The organism is Pseudoalteromonas atlantica (genome assembly GCA_007988745.1).
Taxonomy (GTDB): Bacteria; Pseudomonadota; Gammaproteobacteria; order Enterobacterales; family Alteromonadaceae; genus Pseudoalteromonas; species Pseudoalteromonas atlantica.
Map to the genome: position 1 here is coordinate 17,435 of BJUT01000014.1, position 23,094 is coordinate 40,528.

Here is a 23,094-nt window from a genome sequence, read left to right on the forward strand (position 1 = left end):
CGCTCGAAATAACACAGCAAACAGGGTACATTGAGACTATAAATAACGCAAAATATAATCAGCCAAGGATATGCCATGAGCTTAAAGCGCATCAGCCAATTTTTTAATCCGGCCTCGGTAGCCGTTATTGGCGCCTCGAATACCCCCACACGCGCGGGGTTTGTGGTTATGCGCAATTTATTACAAGGTGGGTTTAAAGGGCCAATCATGCCCGTAACCCCTACCCATAGTGCGGTACACGGTGTGCTTGCCTACCCTGATATTGCCGCGCTGCCCAAAGTGCCCGACTTAGCCGTTATTTGTACAAATAAAAATACCTTACTGAGCATTATCGAGCAGCTAGGTGAACTTGGCTGTAAAAGTGCAATTGTGATTGCTGATGGGCTCTCATTGAGCCAAAAAACAGCCTTAAAGCGCGCTGCAAATGCACATCACGTTACTTTGCTTGGGCCTAATTGTTTAGGGCTGCTTATTCCGCATATTGGCCTTAATGCCAGCTTTTCTCACACAGTTGCAGCACCAGGGAAACTGGCATTTATATCGCAATCCGCAGCGGTGTGTTCCACTATTTTAGATTGGGCTAAAAATAAAGAAATTGGCTTTTCGTATTTTGTTTCGGTCGGTGATTGCCTAGATATCGATTTTGACGAGCTGCTCGATTTTTTAGGCCGCGATGCTAAAACCAAAGCGATTTTGCTCTACATAGATAATATTGAGGATATTCGCGGGTTTATATCAGCAGCACGGGCAGCGGCCTTTAGTAAACCGGTTATTGCCATTAAAACGGGAAAAACCGGAGCAGGCGCACTGGCTGCTGAAATTCATACCGGTGGCAAGCAAAGTTCAGATGCAGTGTACGATGCGCTTTTTCAACGCGCCGGAATGCTACGTGTTAGTGATCTGCGCGAACTTTTTGCAGCCACGCAAACACTTGCCATCCACCCTAAATTACTAAAAGTTGAGCAGTTAACCATTTTAACCAACGGCGGCGGCCCGGGGGTTATGGCGGTCGATGAGCTTATTTTAAATTCGGGCAAACTTACCCAGCTTAGTGAGCAAACACGATCCGCACTCAATAAAGTTATTCCGCAGTCGGATACTACATCTAACCCTGTCGATATTTTTGGTGACTCTGCTCCGGCGCGTTACAAGCAAGCATTAGAAATTTTACTTCGCGCCGAAGAAGTTAAAAACTTACTTATTATTCATACCCCTTCGGCACTTGCACCAAGTGAAGACTACGCCGATATGATAGTGCAAACCTTACAAAAAATACCAAAGATGGCACGCCCTTATGTAATGACCAACTTTATGGGGGAAGATGCGGCTTATGCCGCGAGGCGTGTTTGCTCTAACCACACTATTCCAACCTATCGTACGCCTGAGGGTGCGGTTGGCGCATTTATGCATTTAGTTAGCTATCGTCGTAACCAAAAACATTTAACGCAAACACCCGAATCAAATACCGATGATGCAAAAATAAATAAATCAGCGGCCACTACGCTCATTAACGAATTTTTAGAAGAAGAGCAAAGCTACTTACCCACTCATCAAGCAAGCCAAATTCTTAGTCATTATGGTGTTGAGTGTATTCAAACAGAAGTAGCCTACACGCCCACAGAGGCGCGTGAGCAAGCAATTGAACTAGGTTTTCCGGTAGCGTTAAAGTTGATTAGCCCAAGTATTGCCTCAAAATCAGAAGTAGGGGGCGTGGTTCTTAACTTAAACGATGCAAACGAGGTTGAACAAACCGCCTTTGCCATGCTGATACGAATTAAAAACACCTATCCAGATGCTGTTATTGAAGGGTTTTCATTGCAAAAAATGGCGCCGCGCGCCGGCGCTAATGAACTGCGAATCGCCATTAAAACTGAGCCTAATTTTGGCCCTGTTATATTACTTGGTGAAGCGGGTAATGGGTTAGAGTATGCCCAAGCAGCCGTTGCTTTGCCGCCGCTTAATATGAACTTAGCTAAATACCTCATTGCAGCCGCAAACGATAAAGGCGTATTAAAAGATCGCATTTTGCCAGAAAAAGTCGACAAATATCGCTTGTGCGCCCTGCTCACACGTATATCTCAACTTGTTGTCGATCAGCCCGATATAAGTGCCATGGAACTTAATCCTATTTTAGCCAGTAATGGGCAATTTTTGGTGCTTGATGCCACAATTAGTGTTAATCGCTATCAGGCACGCAGCGATCGTAAACGTTTATGTATTCGCCCTTACCCTATTGATCTTGTAGAAGAAGTAACCCTTAAAAATAATACACGAGCTACATTAAGGCCTATTCGTCCAGAGGATGAAAAAGCCCACCAAGAGTTTGATCAATCACTCAATAAAGAAGATCGTTACAAACGCTTTTTTGGTGAGCTGCCCCAGTTTAACCACGACCAGCTCGCAAAAATGACACAAATAGATTACGACCGAGAAATGGCCTTTATTGTATGCCAGCGCTTTGAAGGTAAAAGCCGCACCCTAGGTGTAGCACGCGTTATTATGGACCCTGATAATTTACATGCTGAGTTTGCAACCGTGGTTCGCTCTGACTACCAAGGCTTAGGTCTTGGCAGGCTGCTTATGAGCGCTGCAATAAATCATTGTAAGCGCCAAGGCGTAGAAGTAATTGAAGGCATAACACTGCCTGAGAACACCGGCATGATTGAGCTTGCCCGTAAGTTAGGTTTTACTATTAGCCGTGATTTTGAAGAAGGCAGTATTAATATGCTGTTAAAGCTAAACACATGAGCAGCACAGCAAGGCAAACTTTAGCGCAGGTATTTGAAGGGACTGGCGATTACCGAAAAGCGGGGCATATACTCGACACCGCGCTGATTGCTTTAATTATGCTTAACGTTATTGCCATTGTGTTGGAATCAGTACCGAGTATAAACAAAGTATATTACCCGCAGTTTTTACTATTAGAGGTTATTTCGGTGGCTATTTTTAGCCTTGAATACCTTGCAAGGCTTTGGGCCTGTGTCGATAAAAGCAAATACGCAGCTATAAAAGGTTCAAACGCAAAACGCCGGCTGCATTACTTTTTATCACCTTTGGCTCTTATCGATTTAATAGCCATTTTACCCAGCTTGTTAATGTTTGTGTTTCCTCTGGATTTGCGTTTTTTACGTGTATTAAGGCTGTTAAGAGTATTTAAACTTACTCGTTATTCACGTGCAATGCAGTTGTTATTACAAGCATTTAAAGACGAAGCGAGCTCGTTACTGGCCGCGTTTTTTATTATGTCGGTACTGCTAATACTTGCCTCCTGCGGTATTTATTTATTGGAGCACGATATTCAGCCAGATAAATTTGGCTCTATTCCTGCGGCTATGTGGTGGGCTATGGCGACCCTCACTACGGTTGGGTATGGTGATGTTGTACCGCTAACGCCACTTGGTAAACTATTTGGTGGCGTAGTCACTTTGGTGAGCATGGGAATGGTGGCAATTCCTACAGGCTTGCTTGCCTCTAGTTTTTCGGAGCAAATACGTAAACGCCGGCAATTTTTTGAAGATGCCGTACATGAGCAAATTCACCAAGGCAGTTTAGATGACTCACAGCGTTTGCACTTAGAGGAGCTGCGCTACAAGTTAGGTTTAAGTAAGCTTGAGGCCAATAAAGCAATTAAAACGCAGCTTAATCAACGCAACAGCCATTTATTTTGCCGCCACTGTGGTAAACGCCAATAAGCTTATTTTTACTGGTTAAATATGTTGCCCCAATCTTGTTTGATCAGTTCGGGAACAGCTTCTTTAGGTACTGGCTTACTAAATAAATAGCCCTGAAAATGCTTACACCCTAACTGCTTTAAAAACTGCAGCTGTTGTTTGTTTTCAATGCCCTCTGCCACACACTCTTTACCTAAGCTATGAGCTAAGGTAAGCGTTGATTGAATAATGGCTTCATCATCCGAGTCCACACCAATATCTTGCACAAAGCTTCTATCTATTTTTAGTACATCGATAGGAAAACGCTTTAAATACGTTAATGAGGCATAGCCTGTTCCAAAGTCATCCATGTAGAGTTTACAGCCAAGCTTTTTCAGCATTTCCATACTGTGCAGCGCATGTTTAGAGTCGCGCATTAAAATAGACTCGGTAATTTCAAACACTATGGCTTCTGAGGGCACATTAGCGTGGCTCAGCGCTTTATGTATGTCGGTTACAAGCTCTTCGTATTCAAAATCAAGTGCAGAGAGGTTTATCGACAAGTACAGCTGAGGTGAAATCTCACGCCATTGTTTAAGGGCTTGCAACGCACGGGCAAAGGTTTGCAGCATAATTTTTGTTATTAACCCTATGCTCTCAGCCGCTAAAGAAAACTCTTGCGTGGGCACTAAAGTGTTTTCTGGCCAGCGTAACAGCACTTCAAAACCTTCGGTTTTTTGAGTGTGCGCATTCACTATAGGCTGGTAGTAATTACAAAACTCTTGCTCTTGATACGCTTTAGTTAGCAAAGACTCTAAATGCAGGGCTTTTTGTACATGTTGATTCATCTCTTGCTTGTAAAACTTATAACTGCTTTCGAGAGACTCTTTTGCATGGTACAAAGCTATACTGGCAGCTTTTAACAGCGCAGCATGATCTGCGGCGTCATCAGGCGCTATTGCTACTCCGATACTTAAATTAACGTTTACCACCTGGCCATTAAATTCCATATTTTGGCTTACAGAGTCTATTAATTTAGAGCAAATAAGTAATACTTCTTCAATTTGCTGCACATCTTCCACCAGCACCACAAATTCATCGCCACCAAAGCGCGCAACACTTGCAGAAGGACGCAAGGAGCGCTTAATACGCTTAGCCACTTGCTTTATTAGCTCATCAGCCGCTTCACGTCCAAATGAGTCGTTAAAGTATTTAAACCGCTTAATGTTTATGTGCAGCATAGCCACTTTACATTGATGATTTTGCGCTTGCTCAATCGCATGCTCAACCCTGTCGTTAAACAGCATACGGTTAGGCAAACCGGTTAATGAGTCATAGTTGGCTAAAATATGAAGCTCATTTTCAGCCAATTTTTGCGCATGAATGTCGGTTAAAATAATAACGTAGCTGCTTAAACGGTGCTCGGTGTCGGCCACTGCACTTATTTTTACTAACACATGGCGCTGCTCACCACTGGCTAGGGTGACTAAGTCTTCACAGGAAAAATGCTCACCCACATTCAGCTTTTGCATTATCCGTAAGTAGTCAAAGCGATTACTTCGCGATATACCTAAATTAAGGGCGCGGCTAGAGCGTGGCTCACTAGGAAAGTTAAAGGCCGTTTGCAACGATTTGTTAGAGGCGCGAACCGTAAAGTTTTTATCAAGAATAAATACCCAATCACGGGTTTGCTCAAACGCAGCGGTAAATAAACGGGCATGCTCTTCAAACACCATTTCGCGGGTCATATTGGTGTAAGTACCCGCTACTTTTTTAGGAAGTTGTCCGCTCCATTCCACCACTTTGCCAAAGTCTTTATACCAACGCCAATAGCCTTTAGCGTGGCGTAAACGATAAGTGCAATTAAAGTAGCCTTTATCGGTTGATAAAAATTCTAACCATTCTAATCTGAAAAGCGCTTTATCTTGCGGGTGAATTTTAGCTAGGTAATCATCTAGGCTCACGCTTTCTTGATCATACCCAAGTTCATTACATAAGCGCGGCTGGTAAATACTACTCGATGTTGACTGCCAATCCCACATGCCCGACTCACTACCCTCTAAGGCTAGTTTTAATCGCGCTTCACTTTCTTTACTTTCTTTATTAGCGGCCAGTAATATGCGCTGAATTTTGTTGCGGCGCATTACCCAAAAAGCAATAAATGCGATAAACAAAACGCCATAAAGCACCATAAAATATGGCGCTCGCCACAGGGGATACTTAACACGAATTTTTAGCACTGCAGGCGGCGTGTACTCGCCGGTTAACGGATCTTTAGCCCATACTTTGAGCTGGTAATTACCTGGATTTAATTTAGGGAATAACACCCGATTATTATTACGGGTGTAGGTTTTTTGGCCGTTATCGAGCTGGTACTCATAAATTATGCGCTCTTGATAGCTAAAGGCCATCGCCGAAAACGCTACCTCTAAACCGATATCATCATGGTTGAGGACTATTTCATTTAATGGCTGTTTTAAATCGATAGATAAGTCGCGCGACATTAAATCAACTCGCGTTATATTTACATGATCAATTAATGAGTGGTAATTTTGATTTTCCATCGGATGAAAATATGTAATGCCCTTTAAGCTGCCATAGGCAATGCGCCCATCGCTTAAATGCGCCATGGCACTGCTGTTAAACTCAGCAGAAAGCAGCCCCTCAGATGTAGTAAACTGCTGAAAATGAAGTGTTTCTGGGTTTAGTCGCCATATGCCTTTATGGCTGCTCATCCAAATCATGCCATTATCATCAAGCACCATGTCATAAAGTAAGGTACCTAACTTATTTTTTCTAAGTCAATCGTGTGTACCAATTTGTAACTGGCTGCATCAAGCCCAATCAGGCCAAAATTAGATAGTGAAATCCATAAAATATTGTTGTTATCGACCACGTAAGAAAGCACATTAATAGCCACGTTATCGTGCTGTTTTGGCACTTTATAAATGGTGTTTAATGCTAATGTGGTTGGGTTTACCTGGTATAAAATACCCGCATTAAAAAACAGGGGCATATCAGGCTTGGTTGCCAGCGCTGGCGAAAAACCATGCGCCAAAAACGGCTCTATTTTGCTAAAGGCCCCTTCTAATCGGGTGATCTGCTGAGTATCAATATTATATACAAACATACCGTGATCTGAGTGCACATAGTACAAATCACCGTTAGGCATTAAGGTTACGCCGTGTACCCAGCCTTCTATGTAGGCTCTATTGTTGGGGTTTGTTATTGTTGGCTCGTTAATTTGATGCGTTATGGGGTCAAACTCAAACAGCCCACGGTTTGTATGTAACCAAAGCTTTTGCTTATAAGGAATAATTTCATACACGCTAAATTCGGTAGTCAGTAAGTCTACTTTGTGGTTTTTTAAGTAAACTTGGCTGGTGTTAGTGGCTAAATCAATTTCGGTTAAGCCATTATGCGTTGCCAGCCATAGGCTGTTGCCATACTCCGTAATGCCCCAAACCGAAGGATGTGAAAGGCCATCGCCACCCAGTTTACTACCATCTATATTGCTAAAGTGATAGGTATTATTAGACAGATAAAATGCACCATCGGTTTTAGTAGCGAGCCAATATCCCCCCGATTTATCTTTTACCATGTCTATCATACTGGTATCAGATAGGCTGTATTTACTTTGTGTAATACGTGTATTTTTTACCAACTCTTTGCTATTTAAATCAAATTTAAAGAGCCCTTTATTAGTCGCCAGATCTAGCTTTTCGCCTTCGTTGATGATGCGCCATACATTTAAATCGGCAATAACGGCTTGGTTTTTAAATGCTATGTCGGGGCGTTCAAACATGCCTGGCAAGTCGCTAATATCAACTTGATACAAGCCTTTAACGGTGCCTACTAACAACTGATTATTTTCAATAACCGAAAACGATTTAACGTTGTTTTGATAAATATGCTCAGCTTTGCTTTTTAAATGCTGCAGCGGCCTAATTTGCTCAGAGGCGATATCAAATACAAACGCCCCATGGCTTGTGCCTATAAAAATATACCCATTGTAATGAAAAAGCTCTCTTACTAAGGTGTTTTCGTATTCTTTAGGCAGCTCAAATAAGCTGGTTATTTTACCTGTTTCAATATCTAATTTAGCAAAGTCGCGACCACGCCCAATCCATAAGGTTTTGTCATCAACCGCGGCCATACTAAATACCGACTGGCTTAAAATTTGTTTTTCGCTGGTAGGTTGAGAAATAAATTGCTGGTAGGTGTCGGTACTTGGGTCGTATTTAAATAAGCCGGCAAGTAATGAGGCTATCCAAATATTGCCTGCGGGGTCTTGGTAAATACAATCAATTATGGCTTCTTCAAGCTCGCCATTAGGGCCATTAATTGAAACAACTTGATAACCATCATAGCGGTTTAACCCCCCTTCGGTAGAGAGCCATAGGTAACCGTTATCATCAAGCAGCATAGTGTTCACATAGCTTTGCGACAGGCCTTCACTGGGGGATAAACGTTTAACCTGTGCGCCAACTTGGCAACTAAATATAGCGATTAAAGCTATACAGCAACTAATGATCCAATGAACGCCTTTACTCATGGCTTGATCCGTTGTTTTTGTTATAAGTATTCGAGTGCGACTATATTTCGATGCGTATAAATATCAAAAAGTGCTTTTAAACCAGGAGTATATGTTAATACTTGGTTAAAACCAAGACTCGTATATAAAGCTGTAATATTTTTATAAGCAAAGGTGTAAAGCGGCATGCTTTGCTGTTTTATAGCAGCGCATACTAGTTGCTTTGCCAGCCCTTTTGCACGGTGCTGCGGGGCAACAAATACGGTCGATAAAAATAAAAAATCGTGTTTATTTTGTATCCGACACGCCGCAACTATCTGCATTTCACTGTAAACAACCCAAACCTGATCTTGCTTATTAGCACGTCCTCTTACGCTATACAGTGCATAAAACTTATTAACTAATGGAATCTTAAGTGTGTCTAACTTTTGTACTGTATACATATATTAGCTTAGCATTAACGCCAAATACTGCTCAAACTGTTGCTTTAAAAACGTTTGCTCTGCCACTGGGCGGCTATGAATCGTATTATAAACTTGCTCACGTGTTTTTTTATTACGTTTAATTTGATAAGCCCAAAATGAGGCTTCGTAATCTAATTGAATCTGGTATTTTTGCTCTCGGGGTAAAGCACATAAATTAAAACTCACAACCACTCCTAAGTACGGTTAGTTATCCGCATTTATTATACGTATATTTGAACCCATTTACTGTTTAAAAAGCAACAAACATGGGCAAAAACCAGACTATTTTGGTATTATTCGCTGCGATCATTTGCCCTGTCCTCATTTTAAACGGAAGTAACCTTGCAGATACAGCTCAATGCTTTGTTTTTATTAGTCGTTTTATTTTTTAGTAAAATTACACTCGCCAATCACAATAGCGTTATATTTAACCGCCCGGCCGACTCAGCTCAAGCAAGCTATGCGCTCGCTTTACTCACATTAGCCTATAAAGAACTTAATTATGAAGTACACATAATTGATTTTAATCGCCAAAATGCCTTATTAGCAGCCAATAATGGGGTGTTAGATGGCCAGCTTGGCCGCGATATGAGTATAGAGGCGGACAATAAAAACCTGATCAGAATTAACTACCCACTGTTTGACTATAAGCTTTTACTGTTTAAAAACTGCCAACCCAATACACTCGATAAGCTCGATAGTATTGCGGTTTTATCAGGCTATCCAGTTCAACACCATTACTTAAATGAGCATAAGTTTAACGGCAATATTATTGAAGTAAAAAATATTACGACCCAACTTAACCTACTAGCCCAGCATAAAGTTGATGGGGTAATTATGCTCGACTTTGTGCTTAAAGCCGATAACTTTTCCCTGCCAGAGACCTGTATGCAAACCCAGCTGCTAAGTACATTTTCGCTCTATCACTATGTACATAAAAAGCACGCGGCTTTGGTAAGTAAATTATTGAATGCTTTAAATAAACTACACGATAACGGCACTAGTCGCGCATTGCGCGCAAAATACAATTTAAAACTCTAGCATGTACAGCAAGGTTTAAAATTCAAAGCCTTGTTGTTTATCTAAAGTGGCTTGTGATTGCGCAGCTTGGCGTTTTTGTAAATACCGTTTGTAACGTTGTTGGCACAAGCTAAGTACTTTCTTTTTTTGCGCATTACTTAACGCGTTCCAATTAAAGCGCTCATCCCGGCTTCGGTAGCAGCCTTTGCAATAACCTCGGTTGTTTACTTGGCAAATACTTTTACAGGGGCTTGGAATATCAAATATTTCAATTTGTTGCATTGCGCCCCCTAAGTAGATTAATTGCTTTGTATGAGTATAGCGTTATTTATGCACAAAAAAAAAGCAGCGTTTACGCTGCTTTATTACGCTATTTGCCAACGCAGATGCCTAATGGCTTTGCTCACATACTTTGTTTGTGATTTCAGTTTTGCGTTGAAATGGCTTTGCATACATAGCTAAAACAAGTGGCTTTAGCTCTTCTGGCACTAAGGCTAAACGCTGCTCAAAAGTGGCGGTATCGGGCTCATCAATAACTGCTTGCTTGCACCCACCGGCAATGTAATTTCCTGGGTGTAAGTAAAAAGACTCAACAATGTGCTTATCAATTGTTTGCGCCAGCTCATCAGCATCATCGCAGCCGCTTTCAACCGGTTGTCCAAATGCTAAGTGTACATGCCCTTTAGCAGAGCTAAATCCTTCAACAATACTTGCTATGTCTTCGCCTGCTGATTTTACGTATTCACCGTGCTGCTGTTTATGATAAAGCTCTTTTGCTTTAGAAATTGCACAAGGCTCATACTGATAGGAAATAGACACCGGAACAATTTTTAACTCTTTAATGTACTCGCCAAATTCTTTCTTTTGTTTACGACCATTAAGTTGCAGCATTTTTAAAAGTGCCGGATCTGTTTGATCAAAGCCGTCTTTTGCACGCCCTTCTTTTTGCGCAATCCAAATAGAATTTCCTGCTGTTAACGAGTCATAAATATACGACGACAACTGCGTAAGCGCCTTAAGCATCTCTTTAGGTGCTTTGGCTGAGCGCTTAACGATAAAGCTTTTATTTAAGCGCATCAGCTCGGTTATATACGGTATTTGCAATAAGTTATCACCAATTGCTATACGCACCGTCTTCATTTTATGTTGATACAAACCCCAATTAACAAGTGCAGGGTCCAGCACTATGTCGCGGTGGTTTGATATAAATAAATACGCCTGCTGCGGGTCTAATTTGTCTAAACCCGAAAAGGTAACTTTTGAGGTAGTGCGTTTTATAAGTTTATCTAAATACTTTGCAACTTCGTTTTGTACATCTTCAACGCTCGTAAATTTACCCCATTTTTTTCGTAACTGGCTTCTCACCAGTGTACGAGCAATAAAAGGCATAGCGGATATAAAGCGCGGTAAGTTGTACTTTGCTATTACATCTATAAACGCATTATCGTTAATTAAACGCGCTAGCGAGGCCGCAACTTCATCGTCGTTGTAAGGTCTTATGTCTGCGTACTTATCTTCTAATTCACTCATTACTGCATCTACAATGTTAAAAAACGGCACGCAAAACGTACCGTTTATATATAATTTTGATTATAACTCAGCCACTCTTAAATAAGAAATAGCCATTTGGTTATGCTTATTTGCGAGCCATTTCAGTCTATGACCACACAAAAAGGGGTTGGTGCATTGTTTTTTAGTTTTATCAACGTTAATAAGGCTTGTTGACCTTTCAAAGGAAAGTGAGTTCAACCTCAAAAAATAAACAGGCCCCAGCGATATAGCCCGCTAAAATATCATGTTATTTATATTTGAGTGGGCAGACCAGCCAATTTAAACTTTTATCAGCAACCTGACTTTTTGTACTAAGCATTTGGTAGTAATAGCATTAACAAAGGTGTGTATTCGTAGTACCTTAAACGCTCTGCCATTTTACGGTACGCATTTAGATAGGACACACAATGAAAATCACCATTCTCGATAACGCTACTTTAGCTAAAACCTCGTTAACTTGCATTGAAGAACTAGGTGAGCTAACTACTTACGAACTTACGTCACCTGAGCAAGTTGTTGCTCACAGCCAAGGCGCGGACGTCCTTATTACCAACAAGGTTGTGCTAAATCGCGATACGATAAGCCAACTTAAAACGCTTAAGCTTATTTGCGTAAGTGCAACAGGCACTAATAATGTTGATTTAAACGCCGCTGAAGAATTTGGTATTGCCGTTACCAATGTAGCAGGCTACTCAACCCCTTCGGTTGTACAGCACACGTTTTCGTTAGTGACTAATTTATTAGGTAATACACACCGCTACCAGCGCGACTGCCAGCAAGGCGCTTGGCAAAAAAGCGAGATGTTTTGCAGATTAGATTACAGCTTTAATGATTTACAAGGTAAAACATTTGCCATTATAGGCGGCGGAACGCTAGGTAAAGGTGTGGCGACAGTAGCGCAAGCTTTTGGAGCCAATGTAGTGGTTGCAGAGCGTAAAGGCGCCTCTTGTAGAGAAGGCCGTACACCTTTTGAAGAAGTATTAGAAACCGCTGATATAATTAGCGTGCACTGCCCGCTTACTGATGAAACACGTGATTTAATTTCGTTAGATGAGCTAAAAATGATGAAACCCAGCAGTATTATTATCAATACCGCCCGTGGTGGCATTATAAATGAAGCCGACTTAGTCACAGCCCTAGAGCAAAATTTAATTGCCGGTGCGGGTGTGGATGTACTTACTAAAGAGCCGGCAGAGCCTTCTAACCCGCTGGCTAATTACACAGGCGAAAACTTGCTTCTTACACCTCACATTGCATGGGCCAGCACAGAGTCAATCGTACGCTTAATTAATGAGGTAAGCCTAAATATTGCAGCCTTTACTAACGGCGAGTCTCGTAACCGCTTGGTATAATAACAATTTGCAATAATAATTAGCCGCATTGAGGCTAGGTTTTACCTGCCTCAAAGTGCCTTATTCTATTTAGTAAATAGCTGTAACGTGTTTTCGCTATGCTAAATAAACGCAGGCTAGCTTAATCGTTAAAAAACCTAAAAAGTGGCTGTTTTTGCTAATGATTTTTATAATTAATCACTTAAAAATAGCCACCACAATCTAACCCTATGAATTTTATAACTTTGTTATATTGGCCTATTACTTGCTCCTGATAAGTAAATAATTAAATTAAAACTCATCAAGGACTATAACAATGAAAAAATCACTTTTAGCTGCTGCTCTTATTGCTCCGTTTTTAACAGGCTGTGTTATTGCCGTGTCAGATGGCGAAGCAGAAACGCACTGGGCAGGTAACGACTCATCAAGCTGGCAACATCAGCATAAAAAAAACCGTGAAGCGATTGCAGATTTAACAATGGATAGCAGCTACCAATCTGTTTTAGCGCAATTAAAAACGCCAAACTTCACTGAGCTATTGAAAAAAGACGATGATGTGTATCAGGTACTGTTTTACGTGACTAACAGCATTCACTCTGATGGCAAAACAACAAAAGATGAATGCACGCCATTGGTATTTAAAAATGATAAATTGGTAGGTATTGGTGAAAGCGCGCTGGGCATGATCACAAAATAACAACGCGTTAGTAGCGTAAAGTCGCCCCGCTAGGTAATAACATTAACGTGTGGGGCCGATTTAAATAACGCTTTAATATAAACACAGCCACATTATAAGTTAAGCGCAACCACCTGATCGCGCCCTGCATCTTTTGCGGCATATAGCCCTAGGTCAGCTTGTTCAAGCAAGGCTTGTTCGGCACTTGCATTGCCGTTTTCCATACTAGCAATGCCAATACTGATTGTTATGTGATCTGCATTTAACGAAGCTTTGTGCTCTATATTGAGGCTGTTTACTGCTTTTCTTAACTTTTGGGCAAATGCTAATGCCTGTTGTTTATTAACATCGGGTAATACCGCTGCAAATTCTTCCCCCCCGTAGCGGGCAATAAAGTCAGTACTACGCTCACATTGCGCTGCTAACGCCTGGGCAACCTGCTTTAAACACTCATCCCCCGCTCGGTGGCCATAGCAATCGTTGTAACGCTTAAAGTGATCTATATCCATTAATAAAACAGACAAACACGAGCCATTACGTTTACTTCTGCGCCATTCACGAGAGAGGTTTTCATCTAAATAACGCCTGTTGGGTATTTCCGTTAAACCATCAATTGAGGCAAGCATTTCTAACAAATCATTTTTTTGCTTGATCAGTAATTGGTTGCGTACCCGCACTTTGACTATAGACGCATTAAAGGGTTTAGTGATGTAATCCATTGCACCTAATTCAAGTCCTTTTGCTTCATCGGTGTGGCTATTATTAGCCGATATAAACACAATAGGAATAGACTGAGTAATAGGGTTTTCTTTAAGCTGTACAAGCACTTCATAACCATCAATGCCTGGCATCACCACATCTAAAATAATTAAATCGACCTGATTAGATTTAATAAAGGTGAGCGCTTTTTCGCCGCTTTCGACTAAAAATACGTCATGCTCCGTGCCCAGTGTTTTTTCAAGCACCAGCCGGTTAAGGGGATCATCATCCACAATCAGTATTTTAGCTTTTTTCGACATCCCGTCCCCCTAAGGTTTCAATAAATATAATCACTTGCTTTAGCTGAATGATTAGCTCTTTTAAAGTGTGCTGAAGCGGCTCGTTAGTTGTTTTAAGGTGCGTTTCACATTGTTTTGCACACAATGAAAGCCTAATAAAACCTAAGTTACCCGCCACGCCTTTAATGCTATGCACTAAGCGTACCACTTCATCTCGCTGGGTGTTTTCTTCAATTTGTTCTAACTGCGTTTCACACAGCTTGGCAAACTTTCCGACCATGGTTGCCAGTAAATTTTCATCAAAATTAAACTGGGTGAGCGCAAAGCTTTGGTCATAAAACTTAGGTTTTATAAAGTCTACGTCTCTAATTGCATCTAACAGCACAGTTGCAACCACAGGTTTAGTCAAATGCTTATTCATGCCGCTACTAAGTGAGCGCTCAACATCTGCAGGTTCACAATGTGCTGTTAAAGCGAAAATAGGCAGCTGGCGCGCGTCAAACTGTTGGCGAATCAATTGCGTTGCTTGGCAACCATCAATATGCGGCATTTGCACGTCCATCAAAATTAAATCTGGTTTTAATATTTGTAGCAGCTCTATTGCATCTGGCGCATTGGTAACCGTTATTACATTTATATGGGCCTGTTTTAGCACACTGCTAATAATGTCTAAATTAAGCGGGTTATCATCAACCGCCATAATAAGTAGACCCGATATATCTTTTTTTACTTCTTCATTATTTTCAGCGGCTTTAGGTGGCTCCGCCCCCGCATTAGCATTTAAGCTAATCAAGCGCTGAGCTAACGCCGTAGCTTTAACATGTTGTGCGTTAATTTGCGTAGTACAAGGCAATGCTAAAGTGTGTTCGTGATTCACCACAACCACAGGGTATGAGTTGCCACTGAGCGTTTCGTGTATAGATTCAACCTTTAATAAATCGTTCAATGTGGTTTCATCAATAATCAGTTGCTGTGCATCAGCAAGCTTTATTGGGTAGCGAAGCGCCTCTTCTAAATCAATAGCTACCACTTGTGAGTAGGCATTAACCACTTCGTTTAGCTGTACAGTGTCATCGCTGACAATGGCTAATGTATTAGGTATAAATACACTATTTTTAGCCGTATCTACCGCAAGCGCTAGAGTAAAGAAAAACTCACATCCACGACCTTTGTCACTATTAATTGCAATTTCGCCGCCCATTAAGGCTACACCATGTTTAACTATAGCAAGTCCAAGCCCGACCCCTTGGTGAATACGCGTAGAGGATTCATCGCCTTGAGTAAAAGCATCAAACAGTCGTCGTTGGTCAGCTTTAGCAATACCTACACCACTGTCTATTACGTGAAAACAAATACGTTGCTGATCTAAAACGTCATTTTCTTCAAGCGCCATTTTTAAGGTAATACTGCCTTTATTAGTAAACTTAACGGCATTGGTAAGTAAGTTACCTAATATTTGTTGCAAACGTATTGAATCCCCCACCAGCGCGGGGTTAATGAGTGGATCTATTTCAATATTAAAGCTTAACCCTTTGTTTTGGCACAATGGCGCTGTTAAGCTCTCACAAATATCAATCAGTTCAACTAAGCAAAAAGGCACCGGTTTAATTTGCGCTTGCGCACTTTCTACACGGGCAAAATCGAGCATTCTGTTTAGCATTAATAATAAGCTTTGTGCTGCGTTTTTAGCCTGCTTAGTTTGTTGCAGCTGCTTATTTTTTAAGCCTTGCTCTACTATCATATCTAACAGCCCTAACACAGCGTTAAGAGGGGTGCGGATCTCATGGCTTAGATTAGCAATAAAGCGGCTTTTAGCTATTGTTGCGCGTTCTGCGTCATGCTTAGCTTTAGTCAGCGCACTTACATCTTGAATATGAATAACATAATAAGAGGGATCACGGCTTTCATCCCACACCAGCGACACACTCAGCTGCAGCCAACTTGTTAGTTTTCCTTGTGAGAGCGTTAAATGATAAACCCGTTTTTTATCATCTAATAAGTGACAAAGCGCATTTTTTATTTCTTGCCACTGCGCCTCATCAAACAGCATTTTTAGTGGCTCACCAGTTAAAATATCTTGCTGTGAAAATAACTTACGAGCCGCTTTGTTAACTTGCAATATGGTGTGCTCAAGCGAAAGTAACACCACACTGTTTGCTGCAAACTCTATTGCACTTCTAAATTTAGATTCTGACGCTTTTAACGCCGATAGAGTTTGCTGCTGCTCAGTAATGTCTCGCCCAATTCCCATAGTGCCTAATAAGTGCTGGTGCTCGTTATAAAATGGGGCAATCGTTAATTGATACGATTTGTCGGTGCTATCTATGCGTTGCTCAATACTACTTTTGGTTTGTAAAACTTGCTTTTCTAGTAGGCTTAACTGTAAATCGTCGCTGTCTAAATCTTCAATACGCTTACCTACTAGGATGGCTTGCTCTTTGCCTACATAGGCTTCAAATGCTTTATTACAGCCTAAAAAAGAGCCATCAATATTTTTAAAGTAAATAAGATCAGGCACACTATTTAGCATAGTATTTAATAGCGCTAGGTGTCGCTCTTTTGCTTCGTAGCTGCGTTTTAGCTTTTGAGATTGCAGCTGTAACTGCTCATCAAGTTCTTTATTAGCCTCTTGGAGCGACTCAACTAACTGTGCATTTTTATCAAATACATATTTAACGCGAGAAAACCAAGGCTGCCAATTTAAAGGAATGGGGTAATTAGAAAGCGCGGCTTTAGGGGCCTCATTTTGTTCAAAATATTGCATTAAATGAGTCATAGGTCTAACAAAAATACGTTGGCTTAACCAAAAAAATACCGCAAACATTAAGCTTAAAAATAACGTTAAAAACGCAAACTCCAAAAGAACTTCATACCTAATTGGCGTGATCACTTTTATTTGCGGCTCATAAAAGGCGGCATGAATGGGCAGGTTCCCCATTGCTTGCATAAAAAACTGCGCATTTTTGTTATTAACTAAGTTTATTTTTTCATTGTTATGGGCTAATTCAGGCCAATAATCTTTTAAGGCTGTTGCTTCATTTAACTGCTTAACAGAGCTGGCTATCACTTGATGCGACTGGTTCATAAACACATATTCGCCTTCGCTTGGTGCCACCTTTTTAAGCCAGCTAGACATGGCCTCTAAATCGTATATTAAAATGATGTAGTCTGACGAATTAGGTTGTTTTTTACGGCCAATAGCAAAATAAGCGCTATCGCGTATTTTAACAATGGCGCTTGAGGTAAGCTGGCCAGGTATAAATGTGGGCTTAAAATTACCATTTAAAATTTTATTAAGCATAGTGCTTTGGCTTTTATTACGCCTTACCACATAGGCAAACCCCGAATCATCAACATAGGCAACGGCCGATAACGATTGCATAAGCGATAACGCGGTATTAAACGTTGGGCTTAGGGTTGTAGCTTGCTGCCATTGGATCAACGCACGGTTAGAAAAAGCAAACTGCCCTTTACCGACTATTTCGCCTTGGCGCTCGCTAAAGTGGCGGTAGTAGTAATTGTCGTATTGATTAATACCTTCTAGTAAGTTGCGATTGAACTGCTCAACACTAGGCTGCTGATACGATATAAAGGCATTGTCAAAAAAGTCATTTACCGAGCTCATTATATGGCTAACTTGAGCCGACACTTGCTCAAAATCGGCTTGACGTTTTTCTATGGCGCGCTCAACTTTTATATTATACAAGTGCAAACACAGTAAAAATGCCACAAATAAGGGAACAAATAATGCTACAAATAAAGAGCGGTAATAGTCTTTTAGAGGTAAAAATTTCAACGTTTTGCCTAAGTTTTGGCCCGATAGTCAGCCACTAGACTATCGAGCCAAATTGTTCTGCGCAAGTTATAAATTTTCTTCTGCAAAGGAGGCTAAACGGCTGCGCACTACCCCGTTTAAATTAACTGTTGCACTGCCTTCAAAGTCTTTAAAACGCTCAACAATATAAGTAAGGCCGGAGGTAACGGGGGTTAAGTAATTGCTGTCTATTTGCGCTAAATTACCGCTACAAATTAGTTTTGTTCCCTCGCCACAACGGGTAATAATAGTTTTAAGCTGAGATGCCGTTAAGTTTTGGCTCTCATCCAAAATTACCACTGCATTTTGAATACTACGCCCACGCATAAAGTTCACCGATTTAAACTGTACATTGGCTTTTTCCATTATGTAATTGCGACTCGAAATTGGGTTCTCGTCTCCTTTGTGTAGTACCTCTAAGGTGTCGGTAATTGCAGCTAACCACGGCGCCATTTTTTCTTCTTCGGTACCGGGTAAAAAACCGATAGACTCAGCTATTTCTGGGGTATTACGCGTTACAATGACCTTGTCGTAAATACCACGTTCAATCACCATTTCAAGCGCACTGGCCAGTGCCAGTAATGTTTTACCGCACCCAGCTGGGCCGGTTAAAATAACCAGCTCAATACTAGGGTCAAGCAAGGCGTCGAGTGCCATACCTTGGTAAATATTTTTAGGTTTTACGCCCCACGCTTGCTGATGCATTAAACGCTCAACACTAATATCTTTTAATTTAATACGCTCGTTATCGTAAGATTTGACCCGCGCAGCAAAGTGCTCGCTGCCATCAAGTATGTACTCATTGCAAAACACATCTGGAATTAAGTTTTTAGCCACATAATGAAACGTATCACGGCCGTGCTGCTGTGTTTCGCATTGCCCTACGTGCTGCCAAAAATCGCCCTCTATTTTTTTATAGCCGCTAGTTAATAAAGCAATATCATCAATTAGTTGGTCGGTACGGTAATCTTCAACATATTTAAGGCCTGCACCTTTTGCTTTAAGGCGCATGTTTATATCTTTTGTCACCAATACAATTTTTGAATCGCTGTGCTGTTTTTGTAAATACACGGCGCAGTTAATAATACGGTGGTCGTTTTCATCCCCCGGTAAACCAGAAATAGAATCTGCAAAAAGATGATCATTAACAATAATGAGCGTGCCGGTGGAATTGGCATTTGCCTTTTTATTGCTAGGCAGTGCAACACCCTGCAACATTTGCTCAGGAGTTGCGTCTTTTAGTACCTCATCTAAGCCGCGAATAGCCACTCGTGCATCACGGCTTACGTCGTGTTTTCTATCTTTAATGTGGTCAAGCTCTTCTAAAACAGTCATGGGAATGACAACGTTATGTTCTTGGAAAGACAAATAAGCGAGGGGTTCGTGGAGTAATACATTGGTGTCTAGCACATACATTTTACTTTCAAGGTTCGAAGCTTTTTCCATAGCACTTTCCTTACGTTTTATGATTTTTATGCTATACCAAAATAATTAAGTAAAACGGGCCTAAATTCAAACCTGCAATACTTAATTGCTAAGGCATAATCTAAGTTTAGTCTATTTGTCATAAAAGTCCGTTTTATTACAAACACGATATAGTTTTTATTTACCTAAAAAAGAGCCATTTGTTAGCACTGTTAATGGGATTAATTCGCACTTATAAAATTAATTAAAAGTGAGTCAAATAGCGCCTTGCAGTGGTGTTATGTAACAGGTAACATAGCCGCCTTTTTCTTCATAGACGAGACATACATGAATTTTTCCTTAGGTCAGCGTTGGATCAGTGATACAGAGTCAGATTTAGGATTAGGCACCGTAGTTGCCATTGAAGGCCGCCAGGTCAGCATTTTATTTCCTGCCAGTGGTGAAAACCGTGTTTATTCTAGTGCAGAAGCACCGGTTACCCGTGTGGCATTTAATCCAGGTGATGTGATCAAAAGCGTTGAAGAATGGGAATTAGAAGTAGAGTCTATTGAAGTGCAAGGTGAACTACTTTGCTACGTAGGTACTCGCGTTGATACCGGCGAAGAAGCAAAGCTAAAAGAAACCTTTTTAGATCATTTTATTAAATTTAATAAACCGCAAGATCGTTTATTTGCAGGCCAAGTAGATCGCTTTGATCGCTACACCTTACGTTACCAAACATGGCAACACCAATTTGAGCGCCAGCAATCGCCTATTAAAGGCTTAATTGGCCAGCGCGCTAACCTTATTCCGCATCAGCTTTATATTGCACAAGAAGTAGGTAAACGTTTTGCCCCACGTGTACTGCTCTCAGATGAAGTAGGCCTTGGTAAAACCATCGAAGCCGGCATGATTTTACACCAACAAATCATTAGTGGCCGTGCTAGCCGTGTACTCATTGTGGTGCCAGAAAACCTGCAGCACCAATGGTTAGTAGAAATGCTACGCCGCTTTAATTTACGTTTTTCTATTTTTGATGAAGAGCGCTGCGACGAAGCCTTTGCAGACTCGCCAAACGTATTTGATACCGAGCAGCTAGTGCTTACCAGCCTTGAGTTTTTAACCAAGAAAAAACGCTGGTTTGAACAAGCAACACTTGCTGATTGGGATTTATTAGTTGTTGATGAAGCGCACCACCTGAGTATTAACAATGGTAAGCCGAGCACCGAATATCAGCGCATGGCTGAGCTTAGCCAAGATATTCCGGGTCTTATTCTATTAACAGCAACGCCTGATCAACTTGGTCACCGTAGCCACTTTGCCCGCTTACAATTGCTCGACCCAGATAGATTTTACGACTACGACGTATTCAAAGAAGAAGAAGCTAATTACAAAGACGTTGCCGAAGCGGCAAATCAGCTACTGCAAGCACAAGCCCTTGATGATACAGCCAAAGCCACACTCATTGAGCTATTAAAAGAAACCGATATTACCGATGTGCTTGAAAAAGCTCAGCAAGGTGATTTACCGGCGCGTAAAGAAATACTTAACATGCTGCTTGATCGCCACGGCACAGGTCGTATTTTGTTTAGAAACAGCCGCAGCGGAATTGATGGCTACCCAAGCCGTAAATTACATGCTTACCCAATGGCACTGCCAAAGCAATATAAAACAGCAATGTCAGTACTTGGCAGCATGAGCGGTATACAAAGTGCAGAGCTAAGCGCACAACGCGCGCTGTTTCCAGAAAAAATATTTCAAGAGTTTGAAGGTGAAAGTGCAAGCTGGGGCGCATTTGATCCACGTGTAGATTGGTTAATCGAAACACTTAAAACCCTAAAGCACGAAAAAGTACTGCTTATTTGTGCCAAAGCCGAAACCGCTATTAGCCTTGAGCAAATTTTGCGTGAGCGTGAAGCAATAAAAGCATCTGTGTTCCACGAGGGCATGTCGATTATAGAGCGCGACCGCGCAGCAGCTTTTTTTGCCGATGAATACGACAATGCACAAATACTGCTGTGTTCAGAGATTGGCTCAGAAGGACGTAACTTCCAGTTCTCGCATCACTTAGTGTTATTTGATTTACCACTAAACCCTGACTTACTTGAACAACGTATCGGCCGATTAGACCGTATTGGGCAAACAAAAGATGTTAATATTCATGTGCCGTATTTTGAAAATACAGCGCAAGAAGTATTACTGCGTTGGTACAACGAAGGCCTTGATGCATTTGAAAGCACATCTACCACTGGCCAGCTATTGTATAAAGAATTTAGTGAAGACCTACTTGATTACATTGCTGCCCATAATTGTGATGAAGAAGAGCTCGACCCTCTACTTGAGCAAGTAGCAAAGCAAAATGCCGTGCTACGCAAACAAATGGAAAGTGGCCGTGACCGTTTATTAGAGCTGCATTCATCTGGCCAAGGCGCTGCCGATTCATTGGTTGAAGAAATTGAAGCACTTGATAACCAATTTGAGTTACCAAGTTACATGATCAACGTATTCGACACATTTGGAGTAAGCCAAGAAGACAAAGGCGAAAACACCATTATTTTAAAGCCAACAGAGCATATGCTAAGTGCATCGTTCCCAAGCTTAAAAGAAGATGGCATGACGGTTACCTTTGACCGCGATACCGCCCTTTCGCAAGAAGACGTACATTTTATTAGCTGGGATCATCCTATGGTGCAAGGCACAATGGACATGATTTGTGATGATGACTTTGGTAGTGCCTCTGTTGCTTTACTTAAAAACAAAAAATTACCACCAGGTACCTTTTTTGTTGAGCTAATATTTGTAGCCGAAGCTATGGCACCAAAAGCCCTGCAAGTAGGTCGCTTTTTACCGCCAACGCCTATTCGCATATTACTTGATAAAGCCAGTAATAACCTCGGCGAAAACGTGGCGTTTGATAGCTTTAACCAACAGCTTTCAGCCGTTGGTCGTCAAACTGCAAGTAAATTAGCAGGCGCTTTACAAGGTGCGGTTCACCCAATGATCAACACCGCAAAAGACATGGCTCAGCAACAGCTTGAGGTTATACGCAGTGCGTCACTTGAAAAAATGCAAAGCACCTTAGGTGAAGAACAAGCTCGCCTTGAAGCGCTTAAGCAAATTAACCCTAATATTCGCCAAGAAGAAATTACCTTCTTCGATAAGCAGCGCAGCGAGCTGACAACGCATATAGAAAAAGCCCAGTTAAAACTTGATGCGATACGCTTAATCGTAGTTTCACACTAAAGGTTTTTGAGCGTTTAGTTTATAGCTATCAGCCGTTAGTTAGATCAATATTTAACTAAACTACACTTCAAAAAGCACGGTTTACAGGCCGTGCTTTTTACATTCACCTCTACAATTACTCATCAGTATCTTAGCCACCTAGTATAGCCATTATTTCAATATCTATTTCTGTAACTCTATAATAGATGCTGTCTGAGCCACAAACGGCACGTCGATTGATCACTAAAACCGCTTTTTTCTGAGTTAGCAAGCTTACCATTTATTGCTTCTGCTCTTCTTGCACGGCGAATTAAATCATTCACCAATTCACTTTTATTTGTGTAATCCCCCCACGTTTTCAACGTAATTACGAAGCCATAAATCATTCTGTTCAGTAAGTGAAATACTTTGCCTTGCCATAATGTGTTCC

13 protein-coding genes and 1 pseudogene are annotated in these 23,094 nt (G+C 41.3%); 6 read left to right on the plus strand and 8 right to left on the minus strand.

Going from position 1 to position 23,094, the window contains the following annotated elements; genetic code table 11:
- Nucleotides 1–75 precede the first annotated feature (75 nt).
- Nucleotides 76–2,748 carry a bifunctional acetate--CoA ligase family protein/GNAT family N-acetyltransferase gene (locus tag PAT01_RS08280; RefSeq protein ID WP_138577998.1) on the plus strand — a complete coding sequence of 891 codons (2,673 nt, stop codon included), beginning with the start codon at nucleotides 76–78 and terminating at the stop codon, nucleotides 2,746–2,748.
- Nucleotides 2,745–3,692, plus strand: a complete 948-nt coding sequence (locus tag PAT01_RS08285; RefSeq protein ID WP_004586829.1) for an ion transporter — start codon at nucleotides 2,745–2,747, stop codon at nucleotides 3,690–3,692. The genes PAT01_RS08280 and PAT01_RS08285 overlap by 4 nt, the downstream gene beginning before the upstream one ends.
- 8 nt (nucleotides 3,693–3,700) lie before the next feature.
- Here PAT01_RS08285 and PAT01_RS08290 read toward each other — a convergent pair.
- The 3 genes and pseudogenes from PAT01_RS08290 to PAT01_RS08300 all read right to left on the minus strand — a co-directional run bounded on the left by PAT01_RS08290 (nucleotide 3,701) and on the right by PAT01_RS08300 (nucleotide 8,834).
- Nucleotides 3,701–8,205, minus strand: a pseudogene (locus tag PAT01_RS08290) (EAL domain-containing protein).
- Nucleotides 8,206–8,225: 20 nt separating this feature from the next.
- A complete protein-coding gene (locus PAT01_RS08295) occupies nucleotides 8,226–8,627 on the minus strand; it encodes a GNAT family N-acetyltransferase (RefSeq protein ID WP_004586827.1) in 402 nt (133 codons plus the stop codon).
- Between the two features lie 3 nt (nucleotides 8,628–8,630).
- Nucleotides 8,631–8,834 carry a DUF3283 family protein gene (locus tag PAT01_RS08300; protein WP_004586826.1) on the minus strand — a complete coding sequence of 68 codons (204 nt, stop codon included), beginning with the start codon at nucleotides 8,832–8,834 and terminating at the stop codon, nucleotides 8,631–8,633.
- Between the two features lie 156 nt (nucleotides 8,835–8,990).
- Between PAT01_RS08300 and PAT01_RS08305 the strand changes: the two genes are divergently transcribed.
- Nucleotides 8,991–9,689 (plus strand): substrate-binding periplasmic protein, encoded by a 699-nt coding sequence (locus PAT01_RS08305; RefSeq protein ID WP_138577994.1) that lies wholly within the window; start codon nucleotides 8,991–8,993, stop codon nucleotides 9,687–9,689.
- Between the two features lie 15 nt (nucleotides 9,690–9,704).
- On the opposite strand, the gene PAT01_RS08310 is transcribed toward PAT01_RS08305, so the two are convergent.
- The gene (locus tag PAT01_RS08310) at nucleotides 9,705–9,950 is read right to left on the minus strand and encodes a DUF1289 domain-containing protein (protein ID WP_004586824.1); all 246 of its coding nucleotides are present in this window, start codon (nucleotides 9,948–9,950) and stop codon (nucleotides 9,705–9,707) included.
- A gap of 108 nt (nucleotides 9,951–10,058) precedes the next feature.
- Nucleotides 10,059–11,198, minus strand: coding sequence for a 1-acyl-sn-glycerol-3-phosphate acyltransferase (locus PAT01_RS08315; RefSeq protein ID WP_029774392.1), 1,140 nt, complete (start codon nucleotides 11,196–11,198; stop codon nucleotides 10,059–10,061).
- A 428-nt stretch (nucleotides 11,199–11,626) separates the two neighbouring features.
- Here PAT01_RS08315 and PAT01_RS08320 point away from each other — a divergent pair, with 428 nt between their 5' ends.
- Both PAT01_RS08320 and PAT01_RS08325 read left to right on the plus strand, forming a co-directional pair.
- The gene (locus PAT01_RS08320; RefSeq protein ID WP_154945316.1) at nucleotides 11,627–12,571 is read left to right on the plus strand and encodes a D-2-hydroxyacid dehydrogenase; all 945 of its coding nucleotides are present in this window, start codon (nucleotides 11,627–11,629) and stop codon (nucleotides 12,569–12,571) included.
- Between the two features lie 295 nt (nucleotides 12,572–12,866).
- Nucleotides 12,867–13,247, plus strand: coding sequence for a DUF3192 domain-containing protein (locus PAT01_RS08325; RefSeq protein ID WP_004585870.1), 381 nt, complete (start codon nucleotides 12,867–12,869; stop codon nucleotides 13,245–13,247).
- 92 nt (nucleotides 13,248–13,339) lie between these two features.
- Here the strand turns inward: PAT01_RS08325 and PAT01_RS08330 are convergent, their stop codons facing one another.
- The 3 genes from PAT01_RS08330 to PAT01_RS08340 all read right to left on the minus strand — a co-directional run bounded on the left by PAT01_RS08330 (nucleotide 13,340) and on the right by PAT01_RS08340 (nucleotide 19,484).
- Nucleotides 13,340–14,245 carry a diguanylate cyclase gene (locus tag PAT01_RS08330; protein ID WP_024031527.1) on the minus strand — a complete coding sequence of 302 codons (906 nt, stop codon included), beginning with the start codon at nucleotides 14,243–14,245 and terminating at the stop codon, nucleotides 13,340–13,342.
- On the minus strand, nucleotides 14,229–18,020 hold the full coding sequence (locus PAT01_RS08335) for a PAS domain-containing hybrid sensor histidine kinase/response regulator (RefSeq protein ID WP_154945317.1): 3,792 nt from the start codon (nucleotides 18,018–18,020) through the stop codon (nucleotides 14,229–14,231). The genes PAT01_RS08330 and PAT01_RS08335 overlap by 17 nt, the downstream gene beginning before the upstream one ends.
- 66 nt (nucleotides 18,021–18,086) lie before the next feature.
- Nucleotides 18,087–19,484: a PhoH family protein gene (locus PAT01_RS08340; RefSeq protein WP_004585867.1), complete on the minus strand. Its 1,398-nt coding sequence runs from the start codon at nucleotides 19,482–19,484 to the stop codon at nucleotides 18,087–18,089.
- 306 nt (nucleotides 19,485–19,790) lie between these two features.
- Here PAT01_RS08340 and rapA point away from each other — a divergent pair, with 306 nt between their 5' ends.
- Entirely contained in the window at nucleotides 19,791–22,685 is a 2,895-nt protein-coding gene (rapA, locus tag PAT01_RS08345) for an RNA polymerase-associated protein RapA (protein WP_055254909.1), read from the plus strand.
- The last annotated feature ends 409 nt before the right edge of the window (nucleotides 22,686–23,094 follow it).

Coding starts and splice junctions, on each gene's coding strand:
- PAT01_RS08310 (WP_004586824.1), bottom strand. CDS start 9,950: ATGCAACAAATTGAAATATTTGATATTCCAAGCCCCTGTAAAAGTATT.
- PAT01_RS08315 (WP_029774392.1), bottom strand. CDS start 11,198: ATGAGTGAATTAGAAGATAAGTACGCAGACATAAGACCTTACAACGAC.
- PAT01_RS08340 (WP_004585867.1), bottom strand. CDS start 19,484: ATGGAAAAAGCTTCGAACCTTGAAAGTAAAATGTATGTGCTAGACACC.
- PAT01_RS08330 (WP_024031527.1), bottom strand. CDS start 14,245: ATGTCGAAAAAAGCTAAAATACTGATTGTGGATGATGATCCCCTTAAC.
- PAT01_RS08325 (WP_004585870.1), top strand. CDS start 12,867: ATGAAAAAATCACTTTTAGCTGCTGCTCTTATTGCTCCGTTTTTAACA.
- PAT01_RS08280 (WP_138577998.1), top strand. CDS start 76: ATGAGCTTAAAGCGCATCAGCCAATTTTTTAATCCGGCCTCGGTAGCC.
- rapA (WP_055254909.1), top strand. CDS start 19,791: ATGAATTTTTCCTTAGGTCAGCGTTGGATCAGTGATACAGAGTCAGAT.
- PAT01_RS08320 (WP_154945316.1), top strand. CDS start 11,627: ATGAAAATCACCATTCTCGATAACGCTACTTTAGCTAAAACCTCGTTA.
- PAT01_RS08285 (WP_004586829.1), top strand. CDS start 2,745: ATGAGCAGCACAGCAAGGCAAACTTTAGCGCAGGTATTTGAAGGGACT.
- PAT01_RS08295 (WP_004586827.1), bottom strand. CDS start 8,627: ATGTATACAGTACAAAAGTTAGACACACTTAAGATTCCATTAGTTAAT.